Genomic DNA, 21,725 nt, shown 5'->3' with positions numbered 1-21,725 from the left:
TGCTAGAAGCATTCACAAACAACTTTCTAGCTTTCCTTTGCCAGAAAGTTATTGATCTCCTCAGTGATTTTTTGCTTAACATTTGGCTCTGAGATATCATAAAAGTGGGTCTTCATGCGGTTTCTAAACCAAGTTAGTTGACGTTTAGCAAAACGACGAGTATGTTGCTTGATCTTATCAATGGCTTCGGGCAAAGTCACTTCCCCTGCAAAAAATGGGAATAATTCCTTATACCCTATCGCACGGGCTGCCTGAGATTTTGGATAAGTCTCATAGAGCCAGGATGCCTCGTCTAGAAGTCCGCTTTTTACCATTGAATCTACACGCTGATTGATCCGCTCATAAAGCTTTTGACGATCATCGTTTAAGGTGATGATATAAGACGCATAAGGACTTGCCTGATTTTTCAAATGCTTTCCAAACTTTTGGAGCTCCAGCGCCCGGATGATTCGCCTTCGATTAGGCTGTTCTGGCTTGTCAGTTAGTTGCGACATTAGAGAAAAGATCGCTTCATCCGATAGGGATTCGAGCTTTTTACGATAATCCATAACAGCTTCTTGATCAACTTCACCACCTAGATGGTAGCCCTCTAGCAAACTCTGGAGGTAGAGACCTGTTCCTCCGACAATGATGGGGAGTTTTCCTTTAGCTTGAATATCTTCAATAGCGGCTCTTGCTTCCTGTACAAAATCATAAGCCGAGTAGGACTCATCGGGATCACGCACATCAATCAGATGATGAGGCACTTGAGCCTGCTCTTGTAAAGTCGCTTTTGCTGTTCCAATATCCAGCTTACGGTAAACCTGCTGACTATCACCACTGATAATCTCTCCATTAAAGATCTGAGCCAAGTCAATTCCCAGGGCAGTCTTACCGACTGCTGTTGGCCCAGTAATAACAATTACTTTTGTTTTCATCTTTTTCCTTGAAATAAATCTAATTTTTGCTAGTATATATTATAACATAAGAAAAAAGGAGAGCTTTATTATGGCTAAAAAACATCCATTCGTACGTGGACTGGCAACAGGTATCATCGGTACTGCAGCTACTGTAGCTGGTGCAGTATTTGCTGTTCAAAAAAAGGTCATCGAACCTGAAGAAAAGAAAATTGCTTTTATCGAGGAAAATCGCAAGAAAGCTGCACGCCGCCGTATCGCACGCTAGACCAATCTAATCTACTGAGCCATTTGGCCATTCAAAAAATAACGACAGCACCCTGTCTGAAATCTGAATAGATTTTGGTGGGGTGCTTTTTACAAGGCCGTGAGGCATCTATAACATTTCAGGACGAATAGAAATAGTTGAAAAGGACTTGAAAAATTTATTTCAGTCCTTTTCTTTATCATTTTATCCCAAAATTTGCTCATCCTTAATGCCATGCTTTTTTAAAAGGGCTTGGATGGCATCAAATTTCAAGCGAAAGTGTTCTAATTTGTGCCCGTCAGATCCTAAAGAATAGGTGTGACATCCTAATTGAGTCAATAGAGTGAGAGCATAGTCATAGAGTTCTTCATGCTCATAGAGATACATACTCTTGGCATTGAGCTCAAAAGCCATATTACGGTCAATCATCTTTTTAAAGATACGCATAAGCTGGTCCTGATAGTTTTTCAGCTCATCGACAGAGACCTCAAAGAGACGAAAGCCATAATCAAAATGAGCTAACACATGGGCATCTACTCGTCCAATGGCAGTTTCTAAGAGATCAAGGTACTCTTGAATAATCTCATTTTTATCACGATCAGCGACCTCATCATCTAGGTAGTCATTAGTTCCATTGTGATGGATAGATAGCAATTTGAGGTCGTATTCCTTGTTTTCTAAAAAGTTTAGAATATCCATTTCTCTAGGCTGGTAATAACCGATCTCGATGCCGCGCTTGATACGATCTCCATAGATCTGTTTGAGCTGGTCAATTTTCAAACTATAGGCTTCATAATCTGGGATATCGTCTTGCTCGGTGTAAGGATTGGATAAGTCATAGTGCTCAGTCGTCACAATTTCACCTTCATAATTTTCCAGATAATCTTCAAAATTGGCATCTGAATCATAGGAAAAGTAAGTGTGCAGGTGATTATCTCGCATCTGGTTTTCCTTTCTCTCGGACTAAGAGTCTTAATAATTTGTTATTTCCTTGCGGTCATGAACATTGGATGTCTTACCCTGACGGGCTCTAAGAACCGCTTCAACATCTTCTGGTTTTACTTCTGTTTCAACCAGCATAACGGCTAAATGATAGAGCAGATCCGCTGTTTCATTGGCAATTTCTTCTTTATCTGTATTTTTAGCTGCGATAACGACTTCAGTCGTCTCTTCACCGACCTTTTTCAAGATTTTATCCAGACCTTTATCAAAAAGGTAGTTAGTATAGGATCCTTCTTTGGGATTAGCCTTGCGGTCTTTTGCTTCTTGGTAGAGTGTTTCTAACATGGTCTTCTCCTTTTAAGTCTAATCTTGATTGTCTTGGTAGATCGTATTGAAAAAACAAGAATATGAACCGGTATGGCAGGCTGCACCGACTTGTTCGACGCTGGCAAGCAAGGTATCGCAATCACAGTCTGTCTTTAAGTTTTTGACATATTGGAAATGTCCGGATGTAGCCCCCTTGTGCCAGATTTCCTGACGCGAGCGACTCCAATAGTGCATCTGCTTGGTTTTGAGGGTTAGTCGGTAGCTTTCCTCATTCATATATGCTAACATGAGCACTTGTCCTGTCTGATAATCTGTGACAATGACAGGGAGCAGCCCATCTTGCTTAGCAAAATCCAGTTTAGTATCTGTCATAATCTTACCTCGATACCATGCTCCAACATGGCTTTTTTGGTATCTGCGAGACTTATCTGTCCAAAATGAAAGATTGAGGCTGCTAGGGCACCAGTCGCTGGGGTTTGTTCAAAAACCTCTACTATATGTTCAATATTTCCGGCACCGCCTGAGGCAATGATGGGAACTTCTACAGCATCAGCTACTGCCTTGAGCATGTCCAAATCAAAGCCAGATTTTGTGCCGTCTTTATCCATGGAGGTCAAGAGGATTTCCCCCGCCCCGAGACTGACTGCTTCTTTGACCCAGTCAAGCAAATCCCTGCCGGTATCCTTGCGGCCGCCTGCTACATAGACATGCCAACTGCCATCTGCTTCTTTTCTAGCATCAATTGCCACCACGACGCATTGATTTCCAAATTTTTGAGCACAGTCACTGATCAGTTGAGGATTAGCCACAGCTGATGAATTAACAGCTACCTTATCAGCACCTGCCTTGAGCATCTTGTTCATATCTTCAACCGATCGGATACCTCCGCCTACAGTAAAGGGAATAAAGACCTGATCAGCAACTGCTCTGACCATATCAACGGTGGTATTGCGTTCCTCATGTGTCGCTGTAATATCCAGGAATACTAACTCATCACAACCGGCTTGGTAATAAGCACGTGCTGCATCAACTGGATCACCAACATCCGTCAGATTCACAAAATTAACGCCCTTGACGACACGGCCATCTTTGACATCTAGGCAGGGAATAATTCGTTTTTTGAGCATACTAACCTCCAAACATCTTTAATTCATCTAGACTGATACGACCATTGTAGTAGGCTTTCCCCACAATAGTTCCTGCTACTCCGATAGCCTCAAGCTCCTTGAGATCACTAGCTTGCGCAATTCCTCCTGATGCGATGATCTGCGCTTGATCCAACTCAGCGACTAAGTTGCGATAATGCTCTAAATTAGGGCCTGTCAGCGTTCCGTCACGGTCTACATCTGTATAGATAAAGAGGCGTACTCCCATTTTTTCCATAGTTTTTGCCAGAGTCAGATAGTCAACGGTACTCGTTTCAAGCCAGCCCTCTGTTGCTACGAAACCCTTTTTAGCATCAATACCGACAATAATCTTTTCGGGGCCGAAGCGCTCTATAACTGCTTGGACAAAAGATGGATCCTTGACTGCCATAGAGCCGATGATGATACGATCAATTCCAACTGAAAGATAATCTTCGATCTGCTCCACAGTGCGTATCCCACCACCGACTTCAACTCTTAGGCCAGAAGTGTCCTTGATTTTGGCAATTAAATCACGATTAGTTGCACGACCCTCCAAAGCACCATCCAGATCCACTACATGTATGAATTGTATCCCTGCCTTTTTAAAAATCTGAGCTTGTTCAAGCACATTCGGATTAACGACTGTCTGATGATTAAAGTCTCCTTTGAACAGACGGACAGCTTTTCCATCTCTAATATCAATTGCTGGTAGAATTTGCATAATATAAGATGTGAGAGCGTCTAAAAGCGAGGGAATTTTAGGAAAGCGGCAAGGAATCCTCATTCCTTAGACGACTTATCTAAACTCCAAGTTTTTAGCTCGAACTCAAGTCCTTTCTATAGTTTATTTCCATCAGTTACACAGGCTCACGAATTTTTCAAGAATCCCTAAGCCCACATCTCCTGACTTCTCCGGGTGAAATTGGACACCAAATACCCTATCCTTGTGGATCATGGCAGGAATATCCAGACCATAATCAGCCGTGACATCAATGTATTGTTCAGGTACATCTGTATAGTAACTATGAACAAAATAGACGGCCTGATTCCCAAGCCCTTTAGTCATGGCGTTTTCCTGTCTGAGAGTTAATTCGTTCCAACCCATATGCGGAACCGGTCTTGCCTGGTTGGCAGGGATTGCTCGACAAACACCTGGAATAAAACCTAATCCCTTGGTTTCATTGTGCTCCAAGCCTCTTTCTGTCAAAATTTGCATGCCCAGACAGATCCCCAATAAGGGGGTTCCTTTGGTTACCGCTTTACTGATAGCCGTTACCAGACCTCGCTTTTCCAGCTCGGCCATAGCAGTCGGATAAGCTCCGACTCCCGGCAAAATCAAGCCATCTGCTGCTAGAATTTTTTTGAAATCTGCTGACAGTTCTGCTTCTATCCCCAATTTATGCAGGGCTCGAAGAACATTAGCTGTATTACCTGCATCATAGTCAATAACAATTATCTTCATAAGACCCCCATTTTATCCGTTACAAAAATTTAGAGCATGCCTTTAGTTGAATTCACCCCATGAATATCCGGGTTAATCGTAATGGCTTCACGTAGAGCACGACCAGTCGCTTTGAAGAGACTTTCTGACTTGTGATGAGTATTTTTCCCATGGAGAATCTTAAGGTGCAGATTCATCTGAAGATTGAAAGCTAGGGCTTGGAAAAATTCCTCTACTAATTCTGTATCAAAATTCCCCAACCGAGGATTGTCAAATTCACAATCAAAGACCAAGTAACTACGTCCAGATAGATCCAAACTTGCCATCCCCAAGGTCTCGTCCATGGGTACGAAACTCGTACCGTAACGATTGATACCTTTCTTGTCTCCAAGAGCTTCCTTGATAGCTTGACCAAGAACGATACCAACATCTTCAACCGTGTGATGACTGTCGACATAAAGATCACCATCTGCCTTGATCTCTAGCGCTATGCGGCTGTGGCGGGCAAACAAGGTCAGCATGTGATCAAAAAAGCCAACTCCTGTATCAATGGCAACTGGTTCTTGGGTGTCTAAGTTGAGATTCAATTTAATTTTTGTTTCTAAGGTATTGCGTTCAATACTGGCTTGTCTCATACAGTCCTCTTTCTATCTTATTGATTGCTACGTCTTGTCTCAATAGCTTTAGCGTGAGCTTGCAGTCCCTCAGCGTAGGCGAGAGTCGTGATATCGTGTTCGGCAAGGTTGACTGCATTCTTGCTATATTGGGTATATTGTATGCGCTTGACAAAATCGTACACCCCAAGTGCTGAAGAAAAACGGCTGGTTGCTGTTGTCGGAAGCACATGGTTAGTTCCTGCATAGTAGTCTCCGATCGGCTCACTAGTGTAGTGGCCAAGGAAGACTGATCCAGCATTGTGAACCTGATCCAGATAATCATAGGCATGTTCCAGAGCAAGCTCTAGATGCTCAGGCGCTACTAGATTCATAAGTTCAAACATGCTGTCCTTGTCTGGAGCAACAATAATGCGGCCATTGTTTTCGATAGATGGACGAGCAATGTCTTGACGTGGCAAGTCTTTGAGCTGTTTTTCGATCTCAACTTCCACCGCATCTGCTAAGGCTAGCGAATCGGTTACAAGAATAGCACGAGCGCGTACATCGTGTTCCGCCTGTGATAGTAAATCAGCCGCCACATACTCAGGCAGTGCTGTTTCGTCGGCAATGACCCCGATTTCCGATGGACCTGCTACCATATCGATGCCAACCTGACCAAAAACTTGCTTCTTAGCAGTTGCTACAAAGATATTTCCCGGGCCGGTAATCTTGTCGACCTTTGGAACAGACTCTGTCCCGTAAGCAAGAGCAGCAATACCTTGAGCTCCGCCGATCTGGTAAATTTTATCGACACCTGCTAGTTTAGCAGCTACCAGAATAGCTGGAACAAAATGGTCCTGAGGCGGGGTGATCATGATGATCTCTTTGACGCCAGCTATCTTAGCTGGAATGACATTCATCAAGACAGAGGAAGGATAAGCAGCTGTTCCACCAGGCACATAGACACCGACACGCTCAATTGGTCGGATCAGTTGACCACGCAGAACACCTTGACTGGGTAGATCCTCAAAGCCAGTTTCCACCTGCTGGCGATGGTAGGACTCAATATTGTCTTTAGCATTTTCAAGAGCGATCAGCACATCCTTATCCACTTCTTCAAAGGCTTGGTCGATCAAATCTTGCCCCACTTCAAAGGTGGTCAGACTAACTTTATCAAACTCCTGACTGTAGTCACGCAAAGCCTGATCACCACGCTCTTTCACCTCATTAATAATATGCTTGACCGTTTCTTCAACGTCAGTGTTTTCTTGGCTCAAGGCCAACTGCTCCTCATAGAGAAGCGCTGCAATTTCGTCATTCGTTCCTGTTAATCGTTTCATTGAAAAGGAACCTCCTCACTTCCAACAATTGTCTCAATTCGGCGGATAAATGGTAGCAGATCTTCATTGTTTTTCAGCGCTGCCTCGTTGACAATCAAACGTGCTGAAATGCGGCAAATATCTTCGTAAACCTGCAAACCATTAGCCACCAGGGTATTACCTGTCTCAACAATATCCACAATAGCATCGGACAAGCCTAGGACAGGCGCAATTTCAACACTACCTTGGATAGAAATAATTTCGACATCTTCACCTTTCTGATTGAAATAGTCAGTTGCAACCCTAGGATACTTAGTCGCAATGCGCTTGCGCTTATGGTCTTCCGGATCGTAGGAATCTGTTGAGGCAAGGGAAAATTTACAAAGGCCAAAATTTAAGTCCAGCATCTCTAAGTAACCGTTGGGGTGCTCAATCAAAACATCTTTGCCAACAATCCCAATATCGGCAACACCGTGACGAACATAGGTCGTTACATCCGGTGCCTTGACTAAAAGGAAACGAAACTTTTGATCTGGACTTTCAAAAATCAAATGACGCCCCTTATCAGCCATGAAGGACATATCAAAGCCTGCTTTCTCCAACAAGGCAAGTGCATCTTTTTCGATACGCCCCTTGGTCAGAGCAATGGTGATTGGTTTAGCTGTCATTTATGTTCACCTCCAAACGTTAAATCATCGTGTACAGCCTGGTAAATCGAATCAATATCCATAGCCCAGCCGACCGCTGTCAGCTCACTGGCTCCAAATCTCTCAAAGAGCTTATCGTAGCGTCCCCCCGAGATAAAGGCATCCGGGACCTTATCTCCGAAGACCTTGAACATCATCCCTGTATAGTAAGGCATGCTAGGCAGTTGGGCCAAATCTAGGGTGGTCTTAGCTAAGGTATCTTTGAGACCTAAGGTCAGGATTTCCAAGCTATCTAAGGCTGTTAACAGCGCTTCATTGCTGGTCAGTTGGCGTGCCCTATCTAATACGGCTCTGGTTTCCCCAAAAAGGAAGGGGAGCTCTTGAATCAAGCGATCAAATTCACTTGGTTCTTGTCTCGTAAATTCATTGAGACCTGTGATATTCTTATCACGAATCAGCTGGGCAAAATGAGAAGCCTGGCTATCGGAAAGGTTCAAGGAAGCAACTATCGTCTGCAGAATTCTGGCATGAGAAAATTCGAACTGATAATGCTTTACACCAACTCTATCTAAGGCTTCTTTGGCAGAAAAGATTGCTCCGCTAAGCGCCTCCGATACTGGAAATCCAATGATTTCAATACCAGCCTGGGTATGCTCATTAGCTAAGCCGCGCATTTCCTCATTGTTTAAAAAGACCTTACCAGAATAGGAGAATTTAATGGGAGTTTGGATATTAGTAGAGGCTATGACACGACCGATCTGACTGGTGATATCGGGACGCAGACTGAGGAGCTCACCTTTTTTATCAAAAAGATGATAATGGTTGGGAACTATCTCATCACCAAAAACTTCAAAGTGTTCTAGGGTCGGTGTTTCGATTCGATTAAAGCCCTGAGCCATCAAGAGATCGCTGATGCTGCGCTCCATATCATACATGGCCTTGGCTCGTTTAAATAATTTATCATGCATTCCAATAGGTAAGGTTGTTTTTTTCATCAGCTAGTCCTCTTGTTTCTGTGTTAATGTCTGGTGGATAACTTCCAGCACCTGCTCCATTTCCCTTCTTGTTCCGATGGAGATCCGTAAAAAATTCTTCAGGCGTTCTACTTTTGGAAAATAACGGACATATATCTTGTTATAAGATAGGATGTCAAACAGTTTGCTGGCCGGCACCCCTTGAGGTTCTACTAGGACAAAATTGGTCTGAGAAGGAAGAACATGGTAGCCTATCGCCCTGAGCTCGCCGATAAACCAGTCCCTTGTTTTCATAATCTTTCGACAATTCCTGCGATAGTATTCCCAAGAGTCGATAGCTGCACAGGCCAGACTCTCGGCGATAGCATTGACATTATAAGGATTGATAGAATTTTTGATTGCATTAATAACAGCCATCAGTTTAGGACTTCCTATGCCATAGCCCACTCGCAGTCCGGCTAATGAAGCATCTTTTGAGAAAGTTCGGGTGATAAAGAGATTCTCATACTTATCTAGCAGAGAAAGAGCTGACTCCCCCCCAAAACTAATATAGGCTTCATCAACAATAACCACCACATCTTGATTGGCCTGTAGAACTTTTTCGATGGCTTCTAAGCTCTTGTAGATACCTGTCGGTGCATTAGGATTTGCCAGTACGATGCCACCATTAGCTGCAATATAATCCTCTATCACCCATTCAAATCGATCGTTTAAGGGAATTTCTTGATAGTTGATGTGATAAAGTTCAGCCCAAACCTTGTAAAATCCATAGGTCAAATCTGGAAACAAAACCGGCTCATCACTGTTAAAAAAAGCTAGAAAGGCCATGGACAGGATATCATCGGAGCCATTGCCCACAATGATTTGATCGGTATCAACCCCTAATTGTTGGGCTAGACGGTAACGTAAACTTTCTTGGGTCAAGCTGGAATATTTACGTAGATCTTCAGCCTTGAACTCCGCTAGTGCCTCATAAACTGCTGGGCTAGGCCCATAGGCATTCTCATTCGTATTGAGTTTGATCATATCCTGATCTTCAGGCTGACGACCAGCAACATAAGGATCAACTTGACGTAAACCTTTTATCATCTCTCCACCCTCTTTCTAGCTATCACCTTATATTTTTAAAGCGTAATATAAAACGCCCTCGCAAAAAAACTTTTGCCAGGACGTTTCCACGTGGTTCCACCTTGATTCGAATGACAGTCACCTGTCACTCCTCATGAAGTCACTATTTGGCGACTTCCAGTTGATAACGAAACTACCCGTCAGATACTACTCTAAACCAATTTCGCATCTGCACTCAAGAATGTGTCGTTTGAGATTGGTACGCTTTCTCAGCTACTAGCGTTCTCTGTCTATAGACTCAAACTTTTTCTTTCAACGCTTTGTTTTATACCATTCTACACTAAAGACTTCTGGATTGCAAGAGAAAATGTATATTTATTCATGCTTATGAAATTTTCTTCCCCTCCTAAATTTACGCAATTTCTACTAAGAAAACAAAGCAGGGGAAGCCAGAGGCAATAGTTGTCACTCGGCTAACAAAAAAAGAGAAACTATCACAAAAAATTTTTGATCCAGCCCCTCTTTTATATACAAGCCATATTTGACATGTTAAGCTTTGACTGCTTCTGGTAACTGTTCACCAATAGCTTCTAGGCGAGCTGCCCATTCTTCACGAGTCAGTCCGTGTTCTTCAACATAGCGGTTGCGCTCATGAGCACGGCATTCTGGAGAGCAGCCTCTGACATATTTGTCTTCTGTTTCTTCTGTCATAAAGATTTGCTTATTACAGAAAGGGTTGGCACAGTTGACATAGCGTTCACATGGCTCACCAGTAATGTGGTCGTGAGAGATAACCGTTGGATTAACTCGGTTAATCGGCACTGAGATTCGGTCATCAAAGACATACATGGCACCTTCCCAAAGATCACCTTGCACCTCAGGATCTTTACCATAGGTCACGATACCGCCATGAAGTTGACCAACATCCTTGAATCCTTCACGGACCATCCAGCCAGAGAATTTTTCACAGCGTACACCACCAGTACAATAGACTACTACACGTTTTTCCATGAATTTTTCTTTGTTATCACGGACCCATTGTGGTAGTTCACGGAAATTGCGGATATCAGGACGCACTGCTCCCTTGAAATGGCCAAGGTCATACTCATAATCATTACGGGTATCTAGCACAATGGTATCCTCATCAAGAAGAGCCTCTTTGAATTGCTTTGGATTTAAGTATTCACCAGTTATCTCAAGTGGATTGATATCCTCGTCAAAGTCATTATCTTCAAGACCTAGATGGACAATTTCTTTCTTGTAACGTACAAACATTTTTTTGAAAGCATCTTTAGGCTCTTCATCAATCTTGAACCAAAGATCTGCAAAGCGCTCATCAGAGTGCACCCAGTCCATATATTTTTGAGTGGTTTCAAAATCACCAGAAACTGTCCCATTGATCCCTTCGTCAGCGATCAATATACGTCCTTTGAGACCAATTGATTTACAAAATTCCAAGTGAACCTTGGCATATTCCTGAGCATTTTCAATCGGTACATATTTATAATAAAGTAGAACACGAATATCCTTAGACATTGTTATCCTCATTTCTTATTAGTATTGACTAACATTATAACACGATTCTAAAAATTTTTTTGCGGAAATGCCTATTAAAGTCCAGTTACTTTTTTACATGGTGAGAAAAAAATAGTAAGATTATGTGAGGAGGGTACCATGAAGAATTTTTTACGGACAGTATTTGCACTGTTAGCACTGTTTCTGGTTGGATTTTGTATTTGGGCTATGACCAGTGAGCCATCCCAAGACGGCTCAAATGCTAAACAGGCTAATAGCCAGAGTGAGTTTCAGCCTGCAACGGAGTCTCAAGCTAGCAAGAGCACAAGCAAGACAAAAGCTTCTAGCTCTAAGAATAAAGCCTCGGATACTGATAAAAAAAAGAAACCATCTACCCCAAAATCATCTATCGATGATGAGGCCCTTGTAGCTGGAGATTATACCGGTATTGTTGGTACCTGGTCCGATGCTACTGGACGCAGCTTGACTATCACGGTTGATGGTCAAGCTGACTATGCTGGTAACGGTGGCAATATTGAAGTTGCTCAAGATGGTAAGGGTGAGTTACTGATGACGGTTTATCTGGAAGATGGAACTAGCCTACCTGTCCTGATCTACAAGGCTGGTCAAGAAATTCCTGATCGTCATTTCCAAGATGGAAAAGACAGTTCTGATCAGGATAAAGATCGTATGGTTATCCCTACTACCGATATTTTAGATGAATCCGGTAAGCAAGCATTCACAGAGCAAGTCCTTTATCGAGAAAGTTAAGAGTTGATCTGCTTGTCCTGACTAAAGGAGTTACTTGTCTTTCATACTTTTCCTACGATATAAAAAAGCTGGGATGTTTTCCCAGTTTTTTTATATGCTTAATCGTTGCTGCCAAACAATCCCAAGATATTGATAAAGAGATTGATAAAATCTAAGTAAAGATTGAGCGCCATAGAAATCACCCAGCCATCTGAAACTTGACCACGCGTTTGTCCATAGACTTGCTTGATCAGTTGATTATCGTAGGCGATAAGCCCTGCAAATACGATAACGGTCAAAGCACTTAAACCAAATTGTAATAGCGTTGATCCCAAAAAGATGTTGACAACTCCAGCAATGATGATCCCAATCAGAATAGCAATTCCAGCCTTAGCTATGCCTGACAAATCTTTCTTAGTCGTTGCTCCAATCAAGGCCATAGCAAAAAATACTAGTGATGAGCTAATAAAAGCACCTGCAATAGTCGTACCGGTGAATCTGAGCAATAAGAAACTTAGAGTAAAACCATTAAGGGCTGAATAGATCAAGAACAAGGGCAAGGATAAGGGACTATTCTTGCGTGCTGCGATACTGGCTACTACGACAAGCCCTAACTCTCCAAAAGTCGCCAAGTAATAAATATAAGGGGCGGTGACCATGACCATCAGGGTATTATCTATAAATGGTCCAAGCATCAGGTAGGATACAATAGCGGTAATAGCAATACCAAAACCTACCATGCCATAAATTTTTGCATAAAAACGATTTAGACCCGTATCAGTCTGTGTGATTAATGTGTTTGTACGATATGATTCCATATTTTTATCTCCTTATTTAACTGGCTCAATGGTGATGTGAACCAAGTTCTTTTCGCTTGAAGCGTTTCCGATTTTTAATTTTTTGACGAAGAGGGTAGATTCCTTCTTTAATCGCCCAATATTTGTCAACCAAGGTAACTACATAAGACTCTTTGAAGCGAGGGGGAGCAGCTGTCGCCCCCCACATGTGCTTGAGGATAATATCCTCTTCTTTTTTAGAGAGGTTGATTAATTTCTTAGCATTCTTAACGGCAATACGGGGATGTACCCAGGCATGACTTTTATTAAACTTTGTATCTCGCCAATCATAGAAAAAGAAATCATGCAAGAGTCCTCCACGTGCTGTCGCCTTGGCATCCCAGCCCAACTTGCGAGATACCTTAAAGCTGGTATAGGCAACATTGATCGAATGCTTCATGCGTGTGGAATGGTAATGATGCGTTATGTCATCTAGCTTTTGAAATTTGGGATTGTCGATCAAATGTCCGACTATCTCCATAAATTCCTTATCTTCTTTATAACTTTCTGTCATCATTCTCTCCTTATCTTATTGCTTCTCTCGATCAGCCAAAATAGCATGATCCCCGTTGCTACAGCTACGTTAAGACTTTCTGCCTGTCCAGGCATGGGAATATGTGCCAAAACATCAGCCTGTACCGCCAGATTCTCAGTGATACCTTGTCCTTCATTTCCCATCGCAAGGACAAAGTTTGCCTCAGGACTGAGTGCTTGATAATCTACCGAATTTTCTGCCAGAGTCGTTGCAATTAGCCTGATTTTAGATCCTCTAATCAGATCTAGTAAATCCCGAATGGGAGCCCGATAGATGGGAAGGTGGAAATGGCTGCCCTGCATAGAGCGCAAGGTCTTTGGGCTGTAGATATCTGCTGTCTTATCTGTGATGAGCACGCCTGATAAACCAGCAGCATCAGCTGTCCGAATCATCGTACCAACATTTCCAGGATCTTGGATATCCTCCAGGAGGAGATAAGAACCGTCTAAACGATCCGGAAGCGTCGAGTCCTCAAGTGCTACCTGACAAACAATTCCTTGAGGGGTAGGACTCTGACTGAGTTCTTTTAAAACCTCCGGTGTCACAAGGGTAACTTGAGAAAATTCATCCTCCAATCGATCCCATTGTTCTTCAACTATGAAAATCTGCTCTATCTTAGCCTGATTGGCTACCGCCTCCTCAAAGAGATGCCAACCTTCGATTAGGTAGGAAGTCTGGCGGTGCTTTTTTTGAAGCAACTTCTTAGTTTTTTTGATGAGATTATTGGATTTTGACGATATAATAATCATATAGCTATTATATCATAATTACGCCTATTATCTGCTAGGTCCCGAGGAGGAATTTTTATGAAAAAAGTAAGACTAGTCGTCTCTGGACGTGTACAAGGGGTCGGCTTTCGCTATGCTACCTATACACTTGCTCTCGAAATTGGGGATATTTATGGTCGTGTGTGGAATAACGATGATGGTACTGTTGAGATATTAGCTCAATCAGAAGATGCTGGTAAGATGGCTAAATTTATTCATGGTGTCCGCAAGGGACCTTCTACTTGGGCTAAAGTTTCTTACGTTGATGTCAGCCTAGCTAATTTTCAAGACTATACTGATTTTCGGATGGCCAATTAAAATTCCAACTTAAGAACTATTGTATAATCCTCTAAAAAACAGTAAAATAGTACAGTATTATTAAAACAAAAGGAAATTAATGTGAAAAACATACATAAACGTTTACTCTTGACAGGATTCTCTCTGAGCCTGCTCTTGCTTTTATCAGGATGTGTTCGTACCGATGAACATCACAAACCTGTCGGTACCATCTGGAATCTCCTTGGTAAGCCCATGTCATCTTTGATCACCTACTTCGCTGATCACCTTGGCTTGGGTTTGGGAATGGGGATTATTCTGGTTACTGTCATTGTTCGCCTGATTATTTTACCACTTAGTCTTAAGCAATCATCTGGTGCTGCCTATCAGACTGCTAAGCGTGAACATCTGGCTCCTATTTTTGAACCTATCAATAAGCGTATTAAAGAAGCTCAGACTAGAGAAGAAAAAATGGCGGCTAATGCTGAGTTGCTAGAAGCCAATCGTGCTAACGGTATCAGTCTCCTAGGCGGTATGGGCTGTTTGCCTTTCCTGATTCAGTTTCCCTTCTTCTCAGCCTTATATTGGGCTATACGTTATACCCCTGGCATTAACAAAGAAAACTTTCTATGGTTCAATTTGGGACAGAGGGATCTATTGTTGATGGCCATCATTACCTTGCTCTATCTATTCCAATCTTGGTTGTCTGTGCGTCAGATGCCACCTGAGCAGCGTGAACAGGTTGGTTCTACTACCTATATGATGCCACTTTTTATGGTTATCTTTGGTTTTGCATCAACATCTGCTTTTGTTCTTTATTGGTTAGTCGGTGGAATCTTCTCTGCATTTCAACAACTACTAACCATCTTTTTCATCAAGCCTCATATGAAGAAAAAAGTGGCAGAAGAATTTAAAAATAACCCTCCAAAAATGCCTCAGGCAAGTCAAAAGGCTCGTAAGGATGTGACCCCAAAGCAATCTGCTCAGGCTATTACTAATCAAAATAAAAAGCGAAATGCTGGTAAACAAAATCGTAAATAATAATCTCAAGCTATTTGTCAACTGTAGTAGGGAGGACTTGTAGTCTAAGTACCAGAGAAGACGAAGTTCGTCTTTTCTTTTTTGATATTCAAAGTGTGGTAAATGTTATGAATTTCTTGAAGTTTTTCCAAGCTTTGATAATTACAAACATTGTACTTAATGTCTTTGAGTTATTTAACAATAAAGATTTAAAAGTTAATAAGTTAATATTTTTTACTTTTGAATCTTCTAAAATCGTTTATGAGATATTTTATAATTTTGTATCATAACTATCTTTGATTTTTACCTAAAAATCTCTGTAAGTCAAATTGTATAACTTTGCCTGAATGGTCGTTTTTATTGCCTGAACGGTAGTTTATTTTGGAATTTTTAGCCATTCAGGTATTTAAATTAACATTTTGAGTAAAAAATGATCATATGCTAAAAATTTTAGTATACTAGCTATGTTGCTTGGCCAAGTTAACAATAATTTTTAGTCATAATGGAGGATATTATGGAATTACATTCAATTAATTATACAAATTTAACTAATAATGAACTATCAGATATTTTTGGTGGTAAAAAGAATAAAGCTGTTGATACAGCACTTAGAATTGCAGGTGGGGCAGCTTCTGGATTTACTTACTGTTCTACAAGTGGAGTATGGCATCCATATGCGCTTGCAGCTTGTGCTGGAGTCGGAGCTGTTGGTGCAGGCCTAGGATACGGTGCCTAGGATACGGTGTAGCTACATAGTGCACGGATAAAAATACGACCATCTGTTTTAATTAAAGATATAAGTCTATAAAATAAAAGCCAGTGTTTAAATACGCTGGTTTTTATTTTGTTTAGTTTATCTCGACCGGCTCTCCCTATGTAGTGTTCGTATGCTTACCACTGTGTTTAATGACCTTCTGACCTTAAATATTAATTACCAATTTATATTTCAAATTTGAATGTTAATCGAACATTGTGAAAACACTCTTACCTCCAAGGTTCTAGTAAGCTCAATAAAAAGTATACCCAAAAGAAAACTTTAGGGGAGGTTCTTATTCTCTGTAAAGTTTGCAAGAACATAAACAAGCCGACCAACATCATGGCTATTATATAGTTGATAGGATCTAACACTTCTATTAAAACAACGGCTAAGAATAAGATCCCCAACAAGGCTGGTCCTGTTCGATACTGTTCCAGCTTTTGAGGCTGTTTTTTGCAAATATAGCCAACGATAAAAATGCCTGCTCCTATCCAAAGAATTTTGGGCATGAGCGTCATCACAATGGACATACTGTATCCTTTCCAAATATTTCATTATGTCTATTTTAGCAAAAATAAAACTAAAGAAAAACTTAAAAAGAAATAACAGGCATAAAAAAAGAATTCGGAAGAGACTTTCCGGATTCCTTTCATTTTATGGTGTCAATAGGACTTACTCTTCTGTTTTACTGACCGTAAGAATTTCAACTTCGTAGCTACCTGCTGGGGATTCAATTACAGCCTTTTCTCCAACTTTTTTTCCGATAAGGGCTTGTGCAATTGGACTTTCGTTTGAAATCTTACCTGAGAAGACATCGGCACCAGCAGAGCCAACGATAGAGTAAGTATCTTGATCGCTTGTTCCTACTTCTTGAACGACAACCGTTTTACCAATAGCAACTTCGTCCGAAGCAACTGCATCACTATCAATAATTTCGGCATAGCGAATTTTTGTTTCTAAAATTTGAATTTGACCTTCGACAAAGGCTTGCTCATCCTTGGCTGCATCATACTCTGAGTTTTCAGAGAGGTCACCGTAAGAACGTGCGATCTTGATACGTTCAACCACTTCTGGTCGACGAACTAATTTCAACTCCTCTAATTCTTGTTCTAATTTTTCCTTTTCTCCGAGAGTCATCGGATAGGTTTTTTCTGCCATTTTCTTTCTCTTTTCTATTTTTCTGAATGCCTAAGCGGCTTTATTTTTTAGAGACTTTTTTATTGACGTAGGTCTCAACATTTTTTTGATGTTCCTTGTAATTGTCTGTGTAGTAGACAGTACCTGTCTCTACATCTGCCACAAAGTAGAGATACTTGGTTTTAGCCGGATTAACAGCAGCTTTAATAGCCGAGAGGCTAGGACTATCAACCGGTCCAGGCATCAAACCTTTGTGCTTATAGATATTATATGGAGACTTGATATTGGTATTGACTTTCGTGTCTTCTTTTAGGGTCGTTTCTTCACCCAGTTTCCCCATCGCATAGAGTATAGCGATGTTAGATTGCAAAGGCATATCTGCTTTCAGACGATTATAAAAGACACTGGCTATATTGCGACGATCCTCATCGGTCTGTCCCTCTTTTTCTATCAAAGAAGCCAAAGCCAAGGTTTCATTGACAGAATAATCCGAGCTTTCAATTTGATCGTAATAATCCGTCAAGTAAGTATCCATGGTTGCAATCATCTGCTCTGCTAAACCTTCCAAGGTAAGATCCTTGCTATAGTCATAAGTTGCTGGGAAGAGATAGCCTTCTAGCTGATAAGTAGCATCCTTCTTATTTGGTATATCTGCTAATAATTTAGGATACTTCTCCTTCATCTTTTTGATAAAAGCATCATTTTTCATCAGCTTGAGAAATTCTTTAGAGCTATAAGGCGTTTTATCGCCTTTAGTTTTTGTCTGGTCATTGCTCTCGATCGCTGTAGCAATCTGCTCAATAGTATAGCCTTCTGGAATAATAATCTTACCTGCTGACGGATCTGTCGGTTTAGCAGTTCCGCCACTTTGCAGTTGCTTGATGATATCATCGATACTCATGCTAGCCTTAAAGTTGTAGAAGCCACTCTGAAGGTTACTGATATTTTTAAACTTGGTATAGTAATTGAAAATATCAGCATTTTTGATAATGCCATTATCTTCTAGGATCTGTCCAATTTGTTTGCTGGAAGCCGAGGACGGAATCTCAATAGAAACATACTTACTCGCTTTTTTATCTAGCGGTTCAAGACTAGATTTAACATAGTAAGTTCCGTAGGCTCCTCCTGCCAAAAGCACTAGAACAATGGCTGTAATAAACCAAAAACTAATGCGCTTGGCTAGGCGTTTTTTCTTCTCACGTTTAGCAGCTCTCCGCTTCAGTCCGTCAAAGAGATCTGTCGAGCCTTCCTCATCCGTCACCGCTTCATCTTCTTTGTCCTCTTGATCAGGCGACTGAGCCTGATCTACTTCGTCAACACTATCAGCTGGAGAATCGTATGAACTGTCAGTTGGTATGACACTGCCACTATCGACCGGATCGGGCAGTGATACTGTTACGACCGATGTCTGATCAGAATCAACCGTCTCAGCCTCATCAATAGCCGATCTAATGTCTGTGATAGGAATTGGAACTGTAAAGCCTGATAGATCGACATCTTCAATCTCATCATCTTGAGGATGAGATGGCTTGGTTGCGGCTAATATCTCTGTTAAATTATCGTTTCCGAGGATATTGCTATCTGGCTTAAGACCAGAGATTTCTGATGATAATTGACCTTCCCTTTGTTGAGGGGTAGTCTGAGGCTGTGCAAATGCTTGCTTTTCAGTCGCACCTGCTTCATTTTCTTTGAGCTGGTTAGCAGCAGCCTGCCAATCAAATTCAGAATTATTTTTATGCTGACCATAGCCATTAACGTTGCTTGCAGTAGATTGATTTCTACCATCATTATAGAGGCCTTTCTCCTGCTTTGCCTCTTCTAATTCGCTCAAAATCTGTTCTTTGAAATTTTCAGATTCAGACCTTGATCGTCCTTTATTCAAATCAGTCAAAGCTTTTCCTCCTCATAATTATCAGTCGCCATTATATCTAAATTTAATGACAAATGCAAATCTTGGCGGCTAAGCCTTTAAATGCGGGTTGTCCCAGACCATGTTGAACCATTCTTGATCACCATGTGTCGAATCAGATTCTCCCTCATCACTAAAGCCATTTGCCTCATAATAAGCAATCAAGTCTGCATGACAGGTTAAAGTAATGCCTAAACGCCCTTTAGCAACAGCCAAATCTTTCATAGCTGCGAGTAAAGCTGCCCCCAGACCTTGGCCTTGGTAGGACGGTGCTACAGACAGAGATTGAACTTGGATATAGCCACCTGTCTTGGGATTAGAAGTCACTTGGGTAAATATTTGATCGTCTAAGTAGCGTTCTTGCCCAACCGGACCTACGATATAGGCAACAAGTCGACCGGATTGCTCAGCCACTAAAAAGGTATCTGGGAGGTACTTCATACGCTGAGCCAGCACTTGGGGGCTTGCCGCTTTTTGGTCAGAAAAATTAGCCATTTCGATATCAATTATTTCTCCTAAATCATCACGATCTACCTGTCTAATGCTTAGCATAAGATCATTCTCCTTTCTAGTCTTGATAAAAGCGAGTGGATATCCACTCGCCCTATTTATCATTGGGTATTTTTGGCTAGATTTGCAATCAGTTCTTCAAAGGAGCGTTCGTATAGTTGAATATCCCCAGCTCCCATAAATACGTAGACAGCGTTATTATGATCTAGCAGTGGTGATACATTGTCTACGGTAACAACCTTGGCAGGTTTCTTGATTTTGTCAGCCAAATCTTCAACCTTAACATCACCCTTGTCACTCTCACGGGCTGAGCCGTAAATTTGGGCTAGATAGACGCTATCTGCCTCATTGAGAGCGTCTGCAAACTCATCGAGTAAGGCAATGGTACGGGTAAAGGTATGGGGCTGGAAAATAGCGACAATTTCCTTGGAAGGATACTTTTGACGAGCAGCATCCAAGGTTGCGATAATCTCAGTTGGATGGTGAGCAAAGTCATCGATGATAGTTGTATCATTAATAATTTTTTCCGTGAAGCGACGTTTAACACCGTTAAAACTTCGGAGATGCTCAGCGACCAGGTTCATATTAAAGCCTGCCACGTAAAGATTAGCAATAACTGCTGTCGCATTTAAGATGTTGTGGCGGCCGAAGGCAGGTACATGGAAACTACCTAGCTCTTCATTATTATGCTTAACCTTGAAATCAGAGCCATTGGTCGTACGAACAATATCATAGGCGACAAAGTCATCCGTATCCTCAAAGCCATAGTAATAGATAGGGGCCTTGGCCGTAATTTTTCTTAGGTAGGGATCTTCACCATAAACAAAGAGACCTTTTTGAACCTGCTTAGCATAATCATTGAAAGCACTGAATACATCATCAATAGAAGTGAAATAGTCAGGATGGTCAAAGTCAATATTAGTAATAATAGAGTAGGCTGGATGATAAGGCATAAAGTGGCGCTCATACTCATCAGACTCAAAAACAAAGTACTGACTATTGGCGGAACCACGTCCTGTACCATCACCAATTAAGTAAGAGGTATCTGTGATGTTACGCAAGACGTGAGCTAACAGGCCTGTGGTCGAGGTTTTACCATGAGCACCTGCCACGCCAAGACTGATAAACTGATTCATAAACTCACCTAGGAATTCATGATAACGTTTAAAATTGTAGCCCTTTTCCATAGCATAGGCTATTTCAATATTGTTATCTTGTCTAAAGGCATTCCCTGCAATCAGCTCGACATCACTAGTGATATTGGCTTGATCAAAAGGTAAGATCGTGATACCAGCTTGTTCTAGCCCTCTTTGTGTAAAGTAGTACTTGTCCACATCGGAGCCTTGCACCCTGTGTCCCATTTGATGGAGCATCAAGGCCAAAGCACTCATCCCTGATCCTTTAATACCAATAAAATGATAAGTTTTAGTCATGCGATCTCTTTTCTAATACTCACTGTCAAACATCAAATTGAGCTCCTTAGCAATTTGATGACTGCGGCGCTCTTGTGTCTCTTTTTGATTGTAGATTTGGCTTCGTTTCAAGAAGTCATAATTGTTTTTTGTATGTTTTTTTGCAGATGGATTACTAGGCTCATGATAGACCTTGGGAAGCTCTGCTAAAATATAACTCTCCTGATGAAGTTTGCGATTGAGCCTCGTCAAACGATCAGTCGGCAGCTCTTCTTTATGTCTAGCATTGGCCTTACGTCCATTAAAAAAGGCTGTCGGGAGTTGGGAGTCAGAGTTCTGCTGATTTTTTCGCCGCTGAAAACTGAGTTTGCTCGGAATTTTAGTTTCCTGAGCAATCTGTGTCTGACGCTTACGCTTGAGGTCTTGTTTGGCTTGCTCACGTACAATCTCAGCATAAGATTTTTCTTCGGTCTTTGCAGGCTTTTGACTAATGGAGGACGCCTTAGGCACCTGGGTTGTGGCTGTTGGTTCTTGGCTGATTAGCTCATGATTGTCAGGATAGGTCTTACCTGCATAATCTCCATGAATATTATTAATCAGATCTTTGTTATCGTAAAGCTCCATCCTTGGGGGTGAGGAGATGACTAACTCTTCATCTGCTACCAAGGGAAACTGTCGTTTTTTTCTAACCATAGTCACTCCTTTCCTGCCAAATCC

26 protein-coding genes and 1 pseudogene are annotated in these 21,725 nt (G+C 41.6%); 5 read left to right on the top strand and 22 right to left on the bottom strand.

The window, feature by feature from the left end; genetic code table 11:
* Positions 1 to 26 precede the first annotated feature (26 nt).
* The gene (gene miaA / locus AC4HAJ_RS03940; protein WP_491078860.1) at positions 27 to 917 is read right to left on the bottom strand and encodes a tRNA (adenosine(37)-N6)-dimethylallyltransferase MiaA; all 891 of its coding nucleotides are present in this window, start codon (positions 915 to 917) and stop codon (positions 27 to 29) included.
* A gap of 70 nt (positions 918 to 987) precedes the next feature.
* On the opposite strand from miaA, the gene AC4HAJ_RS03935 reads away from it, so the two are divergent.
* Positions 988 to 1,164 (top strand): DUF3042 family protein, encoded by a 177-nt coding sequence (locus AC4HAJ_RS03935; RefSeq protein WP_491078859.1) that lies wholly within the window; start codon positions 988 to 990, stop codon positions 1,162 to 1,164.
* A gap of 183 nt (positions 1,165 to 1,347) precedes the next feature.
* Here AC4HAJ_RS03935 and AC4HAJ_RS03930 read toward each other — a convergent pair whose 3' ends face one another.
* The 12 genes from AC4HAJ_RS03930 to trhO all read right to left on the bottom strand — a co-directional run bounded on the left by AC4HAJ_RS03930 (position 1,348) and on the right by trhO (position 11,120).
* A complete protein-coding gene (locus AC4HAJ_RS03930; protein WP_491078858.1) occupies positions 1,348 to 2,085 on the bottom strand; it encodes a PHP domain-containing protein in 738 nt (245 codons plus the stop codon).
* 30 nt (positions 2,086 to 2,115) lie between these two features.
* Positions 2,116 to 2,430, bottom strand: coding sequence for a phosphoribosyl-ATP diphosphatase (hisE, locus tag AC4HAJ_RS03925; protein ID WP_491078857.1), 315 nt, complete (start codon positions 2,428 to 2,430; stop codon positions 2,116 to 2,118).
* An 18-nt stretch (positions 2,431 to 2,448) separates the two neighbouring features.
* Positions 2,449 to 2,784 (bottom strand): phosphoribosyl-AMP cyclohydrolase, encoded by a 336-nt coding sequence (gene hisI / locus AC4HAJ_RS03920; protein ID WP_491078856.1) that lies wholly within the window; start codon positions 2,782 to 2,784, stop codon positions 2,449 to 2,451.
* Complete coding sequence (gene hisF / locus AC4HAJ_RS03915; RefSeq protein WP_491078855.1) at positions 2,781 to 3,539, bottom strand: imidazole glycerol phosphate synthase subunit HisF; 759 nt, start codon at positions 3,537 to 3,539, stop codon at positions 2,781 to 2,783. Before hisF ends, hisI begins: the two co-directional genes overlap by 4 nt.
* A gap of 1 nt (position 3,540) precedes the next feature.
* The gene (gene hisA / locus AC4HAJ_RS03910; RefSeq protein ID WP_491078854.1) at positions 3,541 to 4,260 is read right to left on the bottom strand and encodes a 1-(5-phosphoribosyl)-5-[(5-phosphoribosylamino)methylideneamino]imidazole-4-carboxamide isomerase; all 720 of its coding nucleotides are present in this window, start codon (positions 4,258 to 4,260) and stop codon (positions 3,541 to 3,543) included.
* Positions 4,261 to 4,392: 132 nt separating this feature from the next.
* On the bottom strand, positions 4,393 to 5,001 hold the full coding sequence (gene hisH, locus AC4HAJ_RS03905; RefSeq protein ID WP_491078853.1) for an imidazole glycerol phosphate synthase subunit HisH: 609 nt from the start codon (positions 4,999 to 5,001) through the stop codon (positions 4,393 to 4,395).
* Positions 5,002 to 5,030: 29 nt separating this feature from the next.
* Positions 5,031 to 5,615 carry an imidazoleglycerol-phosphate dehydratase HisB gene (gene hisB / locus AC4HAJ_RS03900; RefSeq protein WP_491078852.1) on the bottom strand — a complete coding sequence of 195 codons (585 nt, stop codon included), beginning with the start codon at positions 5,613 to 5,615 and terminating at the stop codon, positions 5,031 to 5,033.
* A gap of 17 nt (positions 5,616 to 5,632) precedes the next feature.
* Positions 5,633 to 6,916: a histidinol dehydrogenase gene (hisD, locus tag AC4HAJ_RS03895; protein ID WP_491078851.1), complete on the bottom strand. Its 1,284-nt coding sequence runs from the start codon at positions 6,914 to 6,916 to the stop codon at positions 5,633 to 5,635.
* On the bottom strand, positions 6,913 to 7,563 hold the full coding sequence (gene hisG, locus AC4HAJ_RS03890) for an ATP phosphoribosyltransferase (RefSeq protein ID WP_491078850.1): 651 nt from the start codon (positions 7,561 to 7,563) through the stop codon (positions 6,913 to 6,915). The genes hisD and hisG overlap by 4 nt, the downstream gene beginning before the upstream one ends.
* Positions 7,560 to 8,537, bottom strand: a complete 978-nt coding sequence (locus AC4HAJ_RS03885) for an ATP phosphoribosyltransferase regulatory subunit (RefSeq protein WP_491078849.1) — start codon at positions 8,535 to 8,537, stop codon at positions 7,560 to 7,562. The genes hisG and AC4HAJ_RS03885 overlap by 4 nt, the downstream gene beginning before the upstream one ends.
* 3 nt (positions 8,538 to 8,540) lie before the next feature.
* Positions 8,541 to 9,605, bottom strand: coding sequence for a histidinol-phosphate transaminase (gene hisC / locus AC4HAJ_RS03880; protein ID WP_491078848.1), 1,065 nt, complete (start codon positions 9,603 to 9,605; stop codon positions 8,541 to 8,543).
* Positions 9,606 to 10,133: 528 nt separating this feature from the next.
* Complete coding sequence (trhO, locus tag AC4HAJ_RS03875) at positions 10,134 to 11,120, bottom strand: oxygen-dependent tRNA uridine(34) hydroxylase TrhO (RefSeq protein ID WP_491078847.1); 987 nt, start codon at positions 11,118 to 11,120, stop codon at positions 10,134 to 10,136.
* A gap of 138 nt (positions 11,121 to 11,258) precedes the next feature.
* Here trhO and AC4HAJ_RS03870 point away from each other — a divergent pair, with 138 nt between their 5' ends.
* Positions 11,259 to 11,870: a DUF6287 domain-containing protein gene (locus AC4HAJ_RS03870; protein ID WP_491078846.1), complete on the top strand. Its 612-nt coding sequence runs from the start codon at positions 11,259 to 11,261 to the stop codon at positions 11,868 to 11,870.
* A gap of 98 nt (positions 11,871 to 11,968) precedes the next feature.
* Here the strand turns inward: AC4HAJ_RS03870 and AC4HAJ_RS03865 are convergent, their stop codons facing one another.
* From AC4HAJ_RS03865 to AC4HAJ_RS03855, 3 genes are read right to left on the bottom strand one after another with little or no spacing between them, the layout of a single operon-like run.
* Positions 11,969 to 12,667: a Bax inhibitor-1/YccA family protein gene (locus AC4HAJ_RS03865; protein WP_491078845.1), complete on the bottom strand. Its 699-nt coding sequence runs from the start codon at positions 12,665 to 12,667 to the stop codon at positions 11,969 to 11,971.
* Between the two features lie 25 nt (positions 12,668 to 12,692).
* Positions 12,693 to 13,199: an HD domain-containing protein gene (locus AC4HAJ_RS03860; RefSeq protein WP_491078844.1), complete on the bottom strand. Its 507-nt coding sequence runs from the start codon at positions 13,197 to 13,199 to the stop codon at positions 12,693 to 12,695.
* Positions 13,199 to 13,969, bottom strand: coding sequence for a TrmH family RNA methyltransferase (locus AC4HAJ_RS03855; protein WP_491078843.1), 771 nt, complete (start codon positions 13,967 to 13,969; stop codon positions 13,199 to 13,201). The genes AC4HAJ_RS03860 and AC4HAJ_RS03855 overlap by 1 nt, the downstream gene beginning before the upstream one ends.
* A gap of 57 nt (positions 13,970 to 14,026) precedes the next feature.
* Between AC4HAJ_RS03855 and AC4HAJ_RS03850 the strand changes: the two genes are divergently transcribed.
* From AC4HAJ_RS03850 to AC4HAJ_RS03840, 3 genes are all read left to right on the top strand, one after another.
* Positions 14,027 to 14,305 carry an acylphosphatase gene (locus tag AC4HAJ_RS03850; protein ID WP_491078842.1) on the top strand — a complete coding sequence of 93 codons (279 nt, stop codon included), beginning with the start codon at positions 14,027 to 14,029 and terminating at the stop codon, positions 14,303 to 14,305.
* 81 nt (positions 14,306 to 14,386) lie between these two features.
* Positions 14,387 to 15,304: a membrane protein insertase YidC gene (gene yidC / locus AC4HAJ_RS03845; RefSeq protein WP_491078841.1), complete on the top strand. Its 918-nt coding sequence runs from the start codon at positions 14,387 to 14,389 to the stop codon at positions 15,302 to 15,304.
* Between the two features lie 493 nt (positions 15,305 to 15,797).
* Positions 15,798 to 16,019 carry a Blp family class II bacteriocin gene (locus tag AC4HAJ_RS03840; protein WP_491078840.1) on the top strand — a complete coding sequence of 74 codons (222 nt, stop codon included), beginning with the start codon at positions 15,798 to 15,800 and terminating at the stop codon, positions 16,017 to 16,019.
* A 248-nt stretch (positions 16,020 to 16,267) separates the two neighbouring features.
* Here the strand turns inward: AC4HAJ_RS03840 and AC4HAJ_RS03835 are convergent, their stop codons facing one another.
* From AC4HAJ_RS03835 to zapJ, 6 genes and pseudogenes are all read right to left on the bottom strand, one after another.
* Positions 16,268 to 16,570, bottom strand: a complete 303-nt coding sequence (locus tag AC4HAJ_RS03835) for a hypothetical protein (RefSeq protein WP_491078839.1) — start codon at positions 16,568 to 16,570, stop codon at positions 16,268 to 16,270.
* A gap of 142 nt (positions 16,571 to 16,712) precedes the next feature.
* Complete coding sequence (greA, locus tag AC4HAJ_RS03830; protein ID WP_491078838.1) at positions 16,713 to 17,198, bottom strand: transcription elongation factor GreA; 486 nt, start codon at positions 17,196 to 17,198, stop codon at positions 16,713 to 16,715.
* Positions 17,199 to 17,238: 40 nt separating this feature from the next.
* Positions 17,239 to 18,393 (bottom strand): annotated as a pseudogene (gene mltG / locus AC4HAJ_RS03825) (endolytic transglycosylase MltG); the annotation flags it as partial.
* Positions 18,394 to 19,137: 744 nt separating this feature from the next.
* Entirely contained in the window at positions 19,138 to 19,638 is a 501-nt protein-coding gene (locus AC4HAJ_RS03820) for a GNAT family N-acetyltransferase (RefSeq protein WP_491078837.1), read from the bottom strand.
* 59 nt (positions 19,639 to 19,697) lie between these two features.
* Positions 19,698 to 21,029, bottom strand: coding sequence for a UDP-N-acetylmuramate--L-alanine ligase (gene murC, locus AC4HAJ_RS03815; RefSeq protein WP_491078836.1), 1,332 nt, complete (start codon positions 21,027 to 21,029; stop codon positions 19,698 to 19,700).
* A gap of 12 nt (positions 21,030 to 21,041) precedes the next feature.
* Positions 21,042 to 21,701, bottom strand: a complete 660-nt coding sequence (zapJ, locus tag AC4HAJ_RS03810) for a divisome accessory protein ZapJ (protein ID WP_491078835.1) — start codon at positions 21,699 to 21,701, stop codon at positions 21,042 to 21,044.
* Positions 21,702 to 21,725: the final 24 nt, after the last annotated feature.

This window comes from Streptococcus sp. ALY_211 (assembly GCF_058314555.1).
Note: the sequence above shows the minus strand (reverse complement) of the source record. Positions and strands in the feature narration are given on the sequence as shown.